Source organism: Mesomycoplasma molare, from assembly GCF_024918955.1.
In the GTDB taxonomy this organism is placed as follows: domain Bacteria; phylum Bacillota_I; class Bacilli_A; order Mycoplasmatales; family Metamycoplasmataceae; genus Mesomycoplasma_A; species Mesomycoplasma_A molare.
Map to the genome: position 1 here is coordinate 16,429 of NZ_CP103423.1, position 12,495 is coordinate 28,923.

Consider the following 12,495-nt stretch of genomic DNA (forward strand, 5'->3'; position numbering starts at 1 on the left):
CTATTTATGTAAGGAGTATAATGACATTATTAGAAAAATATAAAAAAGATATCGAAGAAATATCTTCAAAAGAATTAAATCAAGATCAAAAAGATTTAGCATTTAAAATCTTAGAAAAGTTTCAAGACAATGAATTAGAGTATGTATTTCAGTTTATTGCACAAAGAATTAAAACTGGTTTTAGGTTCGACGTTGCGCCTGAAAATGATTCACAAACCATTGCACTATTAAAAAAAGATGCACAAAGAAGCTTTGTTTTAGATGAAAACAAAAGCAAAGAAAATACACTTATCATAGGAGAAAACTATGATGCACTAAAGAATCTTCTTCTCATAGAGAGAGAGAGAGAGAGCAGGGCAAGAGTATAATTACGATTTAATCTATATTGACCCTCCTTACAACACCGAAGCAACCAAAAACGACGGCAATAGCGTTGCAAACGATAAAGAAAACATCAATTCCAATAAATTTATCTACCGTGATAAATATTCGCGAAACGGTTGACTAAATTTCATGAATGAAAGACTAAGATTAGCCAAAAAACTTCTAAAAGATGACGGAGTAATTTTTGTTTCAATCGATGATTCAGAACAAGCATATCTTAAAGTATTAATGGATGAAATATTTGGTGAAGAGAATTTTGTTAATAATTTTATGTGAATGCACGGTTTAGGAAAAAAAGATAAATTTTCAAGAACATTACAAGAATATGTATTGTGTTATTGTAAAAATAAGACTTTTTTAAAAAGTTGGAGATACGACAAAATAATAGAATATGATAATTTATCTAATCCAGATAATGATTCTAGAGGAGAATGATTTTCGGGAAGCATTTCATTTAGCGAGGAGAGAAGTAATAAAAATCATCCTAATTACTTTACCATTTATTCACCATCGGGAATTAGTTGAACTAGACAATGACAATGCAATGAAGAAGAGATGAAAGAACTATTGCAAAATAATCTTATTTATTTTGGAACTCCTCCTGAATATAATAATGTTCCTAGATATAAAAAATTTAATGGAGAAACCACCGAAATTATTCCAACTAATTTTTTTGATAATCACGGAACAACTAAAAGCGCTAAAACTGAACTTTACAAAATAATTAAAAAACCTAGTGATATTAAAAAAGAACATACGCCAAAACCAACATTATTAATTAAAGATATTGTAAAACTTATAAGTGATGAAAAACCAAGAATTTTAGACTTTTTTGCAGGCACTGGAACAACAGGTCATGCTGTTTTAGAACTTAACAAAGAAGACGGCGGAAATAGAATCTTTACCCTTGTTACCAATAATGAAAACAACATCGGAATCGATGTAAATTATGAAAGGTTATACAGAATAAACCATGGTTTTGGAACTAAAAATGAAAGTTTTGACTGAAGCAAGAAAAACGAACCATATAAAACTAATTTAAATGTTTATAGTATGGATTACATTGACATTTCACCTTTTAGTAACGTCGATACTAAAGAAATCATCAAAGAACTTATCAAAGTTCTAAATGACTTTGGTGTTAATAACCTTGATCAAGAAAATGATTTTGATATCAAAGAACTATTAAATTCACTTTTATCTTTAAAACCACAAGTTAAAGAGCAAAGTGAATAATCGTTTTTGTCTTATAATCTAATATATAAACTATTTATGTAAGGAGTATAATGACATTATTAGAAAAATACAAAAAAGATATTGAAGAAATATCTTCAAAAGAATTAAATCAAGATCAAAAAGACTTAGCATTTAAAATCTTAGAAAAGTTTCAAGACAACGAACTAGAATATGTATTTCAGTTCATTGCACAAAGAATTAAAACTGGTTTTAGATTCGATGTTGCACCTGAAAACGATTCTCAAACCATTGCACTATTAAAAAAAGATGCACAAAGAAGCTTTGTTTTAGATGAAAACAAAAGCAAAGAAAACACACTCATCATAGGAGAAAACTATGATGCACTAAAGAATCTTCTTCTCATAGAGAGAGAGAGAGAGAGCAGGGCAAGAGTATAATTACGATCTAATCTATATTGACCCTCCTTACAACACCGAAGCAACAAAAAACGATGGTAATAGTGTTGCAAATGATAAAGAAAACATCAATTCCAATAAATTTATCTACCGTGATAAATATTCACGAAACGGTTGACTAAATTTCATGAACGAAAGACTAAGATTAGCCAAAAAACTTCTAAAAGATGATGGAGTAATTTTTGTTTCAATCGATGATTCAGAACAGGCATATCTTAAAGTATTAATGGACGAAATATTTGGTGAAGAGAATTTTGTTGCAAATTCAATATGATTCTCTATAAGTAGTGTATTAAAACAGTCCAAACTAATAAGAAAAGAGCACGAGTATATTTGCGTTTATGCAAAAAATATAAGTCTACTAGAATTTAATAAACAAGAAAATACAGCAGTTTTTTTAAATCCAGATAATGATCCAAATGGAGAGTGACTAAGTAGCAATGCAGCTTCTCCAAATCAAAAATCAAACAAAAATAAATTTCAAATTAAACTTCCTAATGGAAATTATTGTGAAAGAAATTGAAAGTTTACATTTGATGATTATATAAATAATAAAATACCGCTATATTTTAAAGGCAATAATGTTCCTAGGTTAAAAATTTATAAAAAAGATTATGAATTATTTAGTAAAGTACAATCAAGCATTTTTAAAGATAAAGGTTCAATCACAAGTGCTAAAAAAGAAATAATATCTATAATAGAAAAAGACATTTTTAGCACCCCAAAACCACTTCCATTATTAAAAAGTATAATTTCTTTTTTAACTAAAAACGCTAGAATCCTTGATTTCTTTGCCGGCTCCGGAACAACAGGGCATGCCGTTTTAGAACTTAATAAAGAAGATGGCGGAAACAGAACCTTTACTCTTGTTACTAATAATGAAAACAACATCGGAATCGATGTAAATTACGAAAGATTATACAGAATCAATTACGGTGTTGGAACTAATAATGAAAGTTTTGACTGAAGCAAGAAAAACGAACCATATAAATCCAATTTAAATGTTTATAGTATGGATTATATTGATATTTCACCTTTTAGTAACGTTGATACTAAAGAAATAATTAAAGAACTTATCAAAGTTCTAAATGACTTTGGTGTTAATAACCTTGATCAAGAAAATGATTTTGATATCAAAGAATTATTAAATTTACTTTTATCTTTAAAACCACAAGTTAAAGAATAAAAAAGAAAGGAAAAAATGGAATTAATTAGATCTCAAAGAGAGGCGATAGAAAGACTTCTAGATAAAGCTAGAAAAAGTATTGATTCTGAACAAAAAGATACTGTTTATTTTAAAGCTCCGACAGGATCGGGTAAAACTTTTATGATGATTAATTTTATTGATGAACTAATTGAATGATCTAAAAGTAATATTGAGCATAAACTTATTTTTGTTGTTACAACTCTTTCTAGTGCTGAACTTCCTAAGCAATTAGAAGAAAACTTCAATGAATATAAACATTATATTCAAAATAAAAATTTAAAAGTAGAAAGAATTGAATCCCCTTCTAATGCAAAAACCAGCTCAAAAATAGAGAAAAATTATGAATTTTTTGCAGAACCTAATAAAGTATTTATTATAGGTGGTGCTTCTTTTAGAAAAAATACTATTTTAAGAGAACAAGGCTCTATCGAAGCTCTTTTAGGAGAAATAAAATTAAATAATTATAAGTTAGTATATATAAGAGACGAAGCGCATATTGGAGCAGATACTAAGAAAAGTAAAAAAGAAGAAGTTACTTTTGAAGAAAATATGCAAAACAATGCTCATTTTATAATAAAAATGACAGCTACTCCTTCTTCTAATCATGATCTTATAGAATTAACAGAAAAAGATTTAAAAACTGATGATGTAAAGCTATTAAAATTGCATAAAAAATATAATGAAGGACTAGAAAAAGAAAGTTTTCTTTTAGATAATGAAAAAATTCTAAAAGAAGCATGTTTAAAATTTAAAGAAATTAAAAAGGCCTATAATGATCATATCAGCGAACCAGATTTAGTTGGTATTAATGCTGCTATGTTAATTCAAGTTGATAACAATAGCGCAAGTAATCCTGAAAAACAAAAGGAATTTGAAGAAAATTTAGAACTTATAATTAAAACTTTAGATGAACATAATTTGAAATGAGTTAAATATTTTGATCAAAATGATAAAAGCAGTAATCAAAGATTAAAAGAAAATTATAGTTTAAGAGATATTTCTAAAAATAATTCAGCAATTGATGTAATAATTTTTAAAATTGGTCCAGCTACAGGATGAAATATTCCTAGAGCTTGTATGTTAGTTCAATTAAGGAATGTTTCTTCTAATAATTTAAGTATTCAAACAATAGGAATAATCAAAAGAAATCCCGTCCCTAAAGCTTCGTTAAAAGAAAATAGTATTGCTAGAAATTATTATATTTATAGCAATCTAGATAGAGAAGAAAATAAGCAAAAAGTATTAGTATTAAAAGATCATTTTAAAGAAGAAAAATTTGCAATTGGTAAGTTAGAAAACCTTAATTCTAAAACAATTTTTAATAGTGAAAAATATGAAAATAAAGCTTTAGATTTAATTAATTCTTTTGATGCTGAAAACTTTTTAACAAATTGTAAAATGCTACAGGAAGAATTTAAAGAAAAAGGATTTATTGTAGCGGAAAAGAAAAGATATGGTTCTAATGAAATAATTTCTTGAAAAATCTTAAATAAAATTGAAATGGAAATTTTTAATCACAGAGAACTATTAAAAAATAAAAAATATTTAACTTCTAAAATTAACGATAAATTAAAAGTATTTTATGATGCTTCTTTAAAAGATAAAATTAATACAACGGTGTTTTGATACTTATTTATTAAAGATAAATTATCATTTTTAGTTAATGAATATAATTCCGAAATTGAAAAACAAATAGATAAAAATGAAATTAATTTTATTTTAAAAGAAGAAAAAATACTCCCTGAAAACTATTTTGACAGTGAAAGTGATAAACCAGTAATAGTATCTGAAAAATATGCATATAAAGAAATTAATAGTGAAGATACTAATTTAAATCCAGAATCAAGCGCTGAAAAAGATTTTGTTAAAACTTTAAACAACATTATTATTTATAATTCAGAAACCAAAGCAAATTTAAAAGTTTGAACAAAAAATCCAACACATTCAGGAATTAATTTTGAATACTTTAATAATGAATTTGAAATCGCTAATAGTTATCCAGACTTTTTAATTAAATATAAAGATCATTATTTATATTTCGAAGTAAAAAAATATAAAAATGATATTGATAAAGAAAAAACATTAAGTTTATTTAAAACATATAAAGAATATATAAATAAAAATAAAGAATCCAAAATCAAATTAAGCTTAATAATTGCTCTAGTTAATAGAGAAAATGAGATATACTTTGCAGGCGCAAGTACAATTGATTCTTTAAACGCTAAACTAGAAAATAGAAATATTGAATCAGAAGAAGTACATGAACAAATAAGATCACAAGATGTAAATCTTAACTTAATTAGTATACTAAATAGCTAATTAACAAATATTAAATAATGTTAAAAAGTCACTATCAAATTAAACCAAAATAAAAAATATTTTCCTTTGCATTTATTATATTTGTCTACACTAATTTTTCTATTTTTACTAATAAAAATGAATTATTAAATACAACTTTTTAAGTGCAAACAACAATCAAAAAAGGAGTTTTTTAATTCCGTTCTAATGATTTACAAAAAGATAAAATACATTTATGAAGAAGTGTAATTCAATTTTGATAAAGAATTTTTAACAAAGGAAAAGGATAAATCAATTAAATTTTATTTATTAAAAAATTCAAGTATAACACAAAACTAAAGTGATATACTTGAATTTTTTATGGTTTAATTAATTTACCTTCTTTATCTTTCATTAGTCCTGCAACGGCAAAAACAAAATCTATCAAAGCTCAAATACCAAAACCTCCTAAGGTAAGTAATTTAGCAATACCAATACCTATTCTTCCGACGTAAAATCTATCTACTCCTAAACCGCCGAAGAAAAACGAAAGTAAAATAAGAACTACATAATTTTTTTCTGATTTCATTAAATCTCCTATTTATAAATTTTTTGAAATTTTTTGTAACTATCAATAAAATTTTAAATCGCTTCTAAAAAAAAAAAAAAAAGTGAAAAAGGGCAAAATAGCCCATTTTTTTATATAAAATTAAATTTTTCAAATTTGTAAATAGGTTAATTAATGTGTTATTATTCAACATTTTTTTATCTTTAATATTGTAAATTTATGTTAAAAAAGTAAACACTAAATAAAATGATGCGTTTTATTCATCCATATCTTCATCATCGAGATTTTTTTCTAGTTCATTATTTTCTTCTTCTTGGTTATTTTTGAATTCTTTTAAAGGATCTTTTTTGTCATCTGCAAATAAAAAGGTAGAAATAATTATAGGATTTCTTCTTTTTTCTTTGTAAAAATAAGGAATTAACCTATCTTTAATTAATTGTTTAAGTTCAGGTATTGTTCAGTCTGCTTTGTTTTTAATAGTAAATAAAACTGCTCCATGTACTAGTCTTTTTAATTCTTCAACAAATTCAGTTGAGGTTTTTACATAAAAACTACCTCTAGAAACTATTCTAGGTCTACCTACAATTATATTTTTAACTCTATCTATAGCAATAGAAACATAAACAAAACCATTTTCACCTAAAGCTAGTCTTTCTTTCATTAAATTAATATTAACTTTAGAAACAACATCTCCGTCAATAAATATAGGTCCTGGATTAATAAATTCTTTTGTTTTAACTAGTTTTTTGTTAATAAGATGTAAAACTTCACCTATTTTTGGAACTATTACATTATTCGGATTTACTCCATTTTCTATTGCTGTTTGACCATGAATTACAGACATTCTAAATTCTCCATGATAAGGAACAAAATAAGTTGGTTTAGTTATTCTAAATATTTTTTCATGCTCTTCTTTATAAGCATGACCTGAAGTATGTAAATAACCATCAACTCCATTCTCTTTAATTATGGCACCAGTTTTATAAAGTTTATTAACTAGAAGTTCGATTTTAATTCTATTTCCTGGAATAGGAGAAGAAGAAAATATAATCATATCTCCTTTTTTTAATGTTACTTGCGGATGTTTTCCCTGACTCATTCTAGTAAGAGCTGCCATTTGTTCACCCTGTGAACCGGTTGTTAAAATAACTAGTTCATTGTCTTGATATTGAGAAATATTCTTTTTGTCAATAAAAACATCATTAGGAACATTTATATAACCCATTTTTCTTCCAATTTGCACTCCGCTAACCATTGATCTACCAAATGTGACAACTTTTTTTCCTAATTTAGCTGCTAGTTCAATAATTACTTTTACCCTTGTTAAGTTAGAAGCAAAAGCAGTTATAATTATTTTTTTCTTAGCATCTAACATGTGTGATTCAATATCTTTTAAAATATCTTTTTCACTAGGTGAGTGAAAAGGACGCATAGCGTTTGTAGAATCAGATAATAAAACTGATAAATCTTCTTTTCCAATTTGTTCTAATTTACTAAAATCAGTTAAATTTCCAATGGGGGTATAATCAAATCTAAAATCTCCAGTACACATTATAGAACCGTTAGGCGAAGAAACTCTAATTCCAAATGCATCAGGTATAGAGTGTTGAGCAGTTCAAAAATCTACTTTTAATGTATTAAACTCATGAATAGCATCTCTTTCGATTTCAACATAATTTATTTTTTTTCTAATTCCTCTATCTTCAAATTTAGCTTTTAAATATTGAATAGCAATTCTGGGAGCATATATTGTAGGTATATTTACTTCTTGTAATAAATAAGTAACACCTCCAATATGATCTTCATGTCCGTGGGTAATAAATAATCCCTTAATCTTACTTTCATTTTCTTTTAAATATGAATAATCAGGAATAATTCCTTTAATTCCTGTTGTGAAAGTATCAGCAAATTTAATTCCAGCATCTATTACCACTATGTCGTTTTCGTGTTCAATAACTAAAGTAGATTTTCCGATTTCTTGCATTCCGCCCAATGCAAATAATTTTGTTGGTTTCATTAATTCTCCTAAATTAAAAATATGAATTTATTTGTTGTATAAAATATTATTTTAATTTTACAAAAAAAATATTTTTTTACAAAGAATATTTGCTCTATTTTTGAAAAAATATAATATAACAAAACAATATAGAATTGAATAAAATGTTCTTTGAAAAAATTATGTTTCTAATTCAAAATGTTATAATTTAAATTAATTATGGAAATAGGGGATTTAGTAACTGGCAAAGTTAAAAAAATAGTAAAAAATTATTTTTGAGTTGATTTGCCAAAGGGTTATCAAGGAGTTGTTTTTATAAAAGAGGTTAGCGACTATTATATAAAAGATTTAACTGAAATGTTTGTAATAGGAGATGAAATAAAGTTAAAAATTTTAGATATTAATCATGAAAATAAGAAAGTTTCTTTATCTTTTAAAGCAATAAGACCAAAATATTTGAAAATACCTTTTACTTATAAGCTTTGCGAAACTAAAAGTGGATTTAAAAATTTATTTTTACACACAAAAAGAGAGGTTGAAAAATGAAAAAAATAACATTAAATTTAAAAAATGCAGTCAAAGAAGAAGAAATTTTAAAATTTCAAGAACAAGTAACAAAAATAAACAATTCTATGGAAGATTTTTCTGCTATAGGATCGGACTTTTTAGGTTGAAAAGATTTACCTGAAAATAGTAATTGAAAAGAAATAAATCAAATTAAAAAATCAGCTAGTGAATTACATTCTAAAAAAATAGAAGTTTTAGTTGTTATTGGTATAGGTGGTTCTTATTTAGGAGCAAAAGCTGCTCTTGATGTGATTCAAGGTTTACGTCCTGGTAAAGAAAGAAAAATGGAAGTAATATTTGCGGGTACTTCAATAAGTTCTAATGATTTATATCAATTATTAAAATATGTAGAAAACAAGAGATTCGCTATAAATGTTATTTCTAAATCAGGAACAACTACTGAACCAGCAATAGCTTTTAGATTCTTTAAATCACTATTAGAAAGTAAAGTAGGAGTTGAAGAAGCGCAAAAATTAATTTTTGCTACAACTGATGCAAATAAAGGGACTTTATTTGAATTAGCAAAAATAAAAAATTACCAAAAATTTGTTATTTTAGATAATATAGGTGGAAGATTTAGTGTTTTATCACCAGTAGGTCTTTTCCCTCTAGCTTGTGCGGGAATTGATATTGATGAGATTTTAAAAGGAGCAGCAGAAGCTAATGAAATTTATAAACAAGATTCTTTAGCAACTAATGATGCTTATAGATATGCAGTTTCTAGATTTATATTAGGACAACAATATAAATCCGAAATGTTAGTTTCTTATGAACCAAATTTTGCTTTTTTCAACGAATGATGAAAACAATTGTTCGGAGAAAGTGAAGGTAAAAATGAAAAAGGATTATTACCTACATCAGCTATCTTTTCAACAGATTTACACTCATTAGGTCAATATATTCAAGAAGGTTCAAAAGTTCTATTTGAAACAGTTATTACCTTAAAAAATCCAACACACGATTTATTAATAACTGAAGATGAAGAGAATTTAGATAAGTTAAATTATTTAATGGACAAAACTGTTCATTTTGTAAATAATGCAGCTTTTGAAGCTACAATGGATGCTCATGTTAATGTTGGTAAAGTGCCTAACATACATTTATTATTAGAAGATTCGCTAGAAAAATCATTTGGTTGATTGGTAATGTTTTTTGAAAGAGCTTGTGCAATATCTGCATATCTATTAGGAGTAAATCCATTTAACCAACCAGGTGTAGAAGTATACAAATCTAATATGTTTAAAATATTAGGTAAAAAATAGGGATTATGTATACTTAAATTAATAATAAAAAATTAAGGAGTGAAAAAATGAAAAAAATTTTTCTTTCTGAACCATTTTATGCTATAAACAGTTTAGCTAATGTAGTTACACATTCTCAACCTATGGAAAATAAGGCTAATTTTAATACAAATGTAAATAATAATCAAATACTTTCTAAAATTTCAGAAAACGAAGTTGTAAATCAAATAGCTTCTGACTTATTAAACACTAAAAAGAGTGCAACAAAAATAACTTCAGAAATTGATTTTGAACAATTTAAATCTCTATATTCACAAATTTTAGATGTAGCAGAAATTCAAAACACAAAATTAAGTGAAGAACAAAAAAAATCTATATTAGATAAAATTTCTTTAAAAGAATTTAAAAAATTCAAACAAGAAATAAAAAAAACGCTTGTAAGTTTTAGAAAACAAGAAAAAAACAAAGCACTTTCTGAAGAATTTAAGAGTAGTTTAAAAGAATTAGTAACAGATAAAGAAAAAAATTATAAAGTTAATATTATTGAAGGAGAAGAAAATTCTAAACAAGCATTATTTACTTTAGAAAAATTAGATAAATTATTAAAAGAAAGTAAAGAAGTAAAAGATGTATTGGTTAAAGAATTAAAAGATACTGAAATTCTATTGTCACTTTTATTAAGAAATTCCTTAGTTTTGAGTGTAAATTCTATTATATATTCAATAATGTCACTTACTAATCCAGGTTTTGGTTTTTTATTATTCACAAATACATTTGTATCTGTTGGTTACTGAATTTGATATAAAAATGTTTCTGATAAGAGAGATAAATTACTAAATAGAATTAAAAACTATGATAAAATTTTTGGCCATAATTCTAGTTCAGGTTTATATAATGCTTTTGAAGCGTTTAAAAATATAATATCAGCAGGCCATTCTGTAAGAGCTTGAGCGCAAACGCCCGCTATAAGTAAAATAACTAATATAATTTCTGTTGCTACATCTGCAGTGCTAGAGTCAATTAATATTTATTTTACACAGAAAGAGTTAGAAGAATCAAATGCAAGAATAGATAAAATTAATTTATTTGAAAAAGAATTACAAAATTTGGTATCTAACTGAGAAAAAGAATATAAAGACATTCAAAATTTTAATTGAGTAGTTATTAACGAAACTAAACAAACAGATTATTATTATAACGGTGGAACTGGTGGTAAAAATTTAGTTTTTAAAAATCTAAAAACAAATGAAATAAAAACCATAAGTGAAATGTTAAGTTTAGATGAAATAACTTTATATAATATGGGGTTGATGAAGGTTTATAATTCTAAGTTAGAAGAATGATATATTAAAAAATTACCAAACAAAACTAAGAAAGACAATTTAGGTTAATATGATTTATCTTAGTATTGTATTACTTTTAATTCCTTTTGTTACTGAAATGTTAATAACGCATTTATTTTTAATAGCTCTTGAAAACAAAAGATTCATTTTGTTTTTGCCATCTATTAATAAAAAAATAAAAATTTTAAGTAAACAAAAAAAACCTGTATATGTAAACGGAATGTTTAGAGAAGGTTTAAAAATATGAGACAAAAAAATTTCTAAATTACAATTTATTCCATATGTTTTAATAATAATTTTTATCTCATGTGTTCCGCTTGGTTTATTTCTTGGTAAAGAGGTTTTTATAAAAGAAGATTTACTTTCTAATGTTATTGTATTATTTATCTTTTCAATAAATTTATACCTTATTTTTTATATTTCTTATTTCATTGTAGTACCTAAATTGCAATTTAAAAAAGTATACAAATTATTAGATAATTGACACTTTTCAAAAGAAAAATTGTTTTTTGATAGAGAATATAATTACAGTGACGAAGAAATTTATGGTGATTTAAAAGCAAGAGTTCAACAAGGTTTTGTCCCTACTTCTTTTAAAAAACTCAGTAAATCTTTTGCAAAAGAAAAAGATATTTCTTGATTTTATACCCTAATTTGAGGAGTTCATTTACCAGAATTAAAAAAAACAATACAATCTCCAAAATACGAATATCTATACCAAGAATTTACTAATTTATTAAACAAACCACAATAACAATTTAAATATACCAATCACATTTTTGTATATTGTATATTGTTTTATTACTTATTACACAACGTTTAAAAATAGAAAATAATTTAAAAAACTAAACTATTATGGAAGGTAATTTAATTTATAAAAATAAAAGGACATTTTAGATGAAAGATTATGAAAAAGTTATATATATGTTAGCAGGTTTATTAATTTTACAAACCCTATTTTATTTTTTATTTTTAGAATGCGGAAAAGGAGAAAAAATACGATATTGATTATTTGTCTATAGAAAAATAAAAAAGATTAATAAGCAAAAAAATCCTGTATATGTAAACGAAATGTTTAAGAAAGGTTTAAAAATTTGAGAAACAGAAGTTTCAAAATTTCAATTTCTTTCTTATATTGTATCTATTATTTTTATAATTTATGTAACCATTACTATTGTTATAAACTGAAACTATTTATTGATAGATAAACACAAAAATAGGTGGTTGTTAATATTACTTTTATGTTAAGTTTTTTATTAA

General features: G+C 25.0%; 11 protein-coding genes. 9 read left to right on the forward strand and 2 right to left on the reverse strand.

The genetic code is table 4. The annotated features are described in order from the left end of the window. Positions 1-20 precede the first annotated feature (20 nt). Genes NX772_RS00100 through NX772_RS00120 form a run of 5 tightly spaced genes read left to right on the forward strand, consistent with a single transcriptional unit; the run spans position 21 to position 5,562 of the window. Complete coding sequence (locus NX772_RS00100; RefSeq protein ID WP_259429376.1) at positions 21-368, forward strand: type III restriction endonuclease subunit M; 348 nt, start codon at positions 21-23, stop codon at positions 366-368. 16 nt (positions 369-384) lie between these two features. Next, positions 385-1,620, forward strand: a complete 1,236-nt coding sequence (locus NX772_RS00105; RefSeq protein ID WP_259429410.1) for a site-specific DNA-methyltransferase — start codon at positions 385-387, stop codon at positions 1,618-1,620. 50 nt (positions 1,621-1,670) lie between these two features. Then, positions 1,671-2,018, forward strand: a complete 348-nt coding sequence (locus tag NX772_RS00110; protein ID WP_259429376.1) for a type III restriction endonuclease subunit M — start codon at positions 1,671-1,673, stop codon at positions 2,016-2,018. A 16-nt stretch (positions 2,019-2,034) separates the two neighbouring features. Continuing rightward, complete coding sequence (locus NX772_RS00115) at positions 2,035-3,222, forward strand: site-specific DNA-methyltransferase (RefSeq protein WP_259429411.1); 1,188 nt, start codon at positions 2,035-2,037, stop codon at positions 3,220-3,222. Positions 3,223-3,237: 15 nt separating this feature from the next. After that, positions 3,238-5,562: a DEAD/DEAH box helicase family protein gene (locus NX772_RS00120; RefSeq protein WP_027123319.1), complete on the forward strand. Its 2,325-nt coding sequence runs from the start codon at positions 3,238-3,240 to the stop codon at positions 5,560-5,562. A 337-nt stretch (positions 5,563-5,899) separates the two neighbouring features. Here the strand turns inward: NX772_RS00120 and NX772_RS00125 are convergent, their stop codons facing one another. Both NX772_RS00125 and NX772_RS00130 read right to left on the reverse strand, forming a co-directional pair. Then, the gene (locus tag NX772_RS00125; RefSeq protein WP_036450177.1) at positions 5,900-6,109 is read right to left on the reverse strand and encodes a TM2 domain-containing protein; all 210 of its coding nucleotides are present in this window, start codon (positions 6,107-6,109) and stop codon (positions 5,900-5,902) included. A gap of 235 nt (positions 6,110-6,344) precedes the next feature. Then, positions 6,345-8,105, reverse strand: a complete 1,761-nt coding sequence (locus NX772_RS00130; RefSeq protein ID WP_027123321.1) for a ribonuclease J — start codon at positions 8,103-8,105, stop codon at positions 6,345-6,347. A 198-nt stretch (positions 8,106-8,303) separates the two neighbouring features. Here NX772_RS00130 and NX772_RS00135 point away from each other — a divergent pair, with 198 nt between their 5' ends. From NX772_RS00135 to NX772_RS00150, 4 genes are read left to right on the forward strand one after another with little or no spacing between them, the layout of a single operon-like run. After that, complete coding sequence (locus NX772_RS00135) at positions 8,304-8,639, forward strand: S1 RNA-binding domain-containing protein (protein WP_027123322.1); 336 nt, start codon at positions 8,304-8,306, stop codon at positions 8,637-8,639. Continuing rightward, a complete protein-coding gene (locus tag NX772_RS00140) occupies positions 8,627-9,913 on the forward strand; it encodes a glucose-6-phosphate isomerase (protein ID WP_027123323.1) in 1,287 nt (428 codons plus the stop codon). Before NX772_RS00135 ends, NX772_RS00140 begins: the two co-directional genes overlap by 13 nt. Before the next feature lie 47 nt (positions 9,914-9,960). Then, the gene (locus NX772_RS00145; protein ID WP_027123324.1) at positions 9,961-11,283 is read left to right on the forward strand and encodes a hypothetical protein; all 1,323 of its coding nucleotides are present in this window, start codon (positions 9,961-9,963) and stop codon (positions 11,281-11,283) included. 1 nt (position 11,284) lies between these two features. Then, positions 11,285-11,989, forward strand: coding sequence for a hypothetical protein (locus tag NX772_RS00150; protein WP_027123325.1), 705 nt, complete (start codon positions 11,285-11,287; stop codon positions 11,987-11,989). The last annotated feature ends 506 nt before the right edge of the window (positions 11,990-12,495 follow it).